Consider the following 233-nt stretch of genomic DNA (forward strand, 5'->3'; position numbering starts at 1 on the left):
ATTTGGTAGGCCTGAGTGGACTTGAACCACCGACCTCACCCTTATCAGGGGTGCGCTCTAACCACCTGAGCTACAAGCCTGCAGAGATTTTCTTACTGCTTATTTTTCATCAGACAATCTGTGTGAGCACTACAAAGGCAGGTTCTTTCAGGTAAGGAGGTGATCCAACCGCAGGTTCCCCTACGGTTACCTTGTTACGACTTCACCCCAGTCATGAATCACAAAGTGGTAAG

Annotated in this window: 1 tRNA gene and 1 rRNA gene; both read right to left on the minus strand. The window is 48.5% G+C overall.

What is annotated here, in order from left to right:
- Positions 1–3 precede the first annotated feature (3 nt).
- Positions 4–80: transfer RNA gene (locus ACSIPU_RS31455), tRNA-Ile, on the minus strand.
- 72 nt (positions 81–152) lie between these two features.
- Positions 153–233, minus strand: a 16S ribosomal RNA gene (locus ACSIPU_RS31460); the annotation flags it as partial.

The sequence above is a fragment of the Klebsiella sp. HN106 genome, assembly GCF_051209435.1.
Taxonomy (GTDB): domain Bacteria; phylum Pseudomonadota; class Gammaproteobacteria; order Enterobacterales; family Enterobacteriaceae; genus Klebsiella; species Klebsiella oxytoca.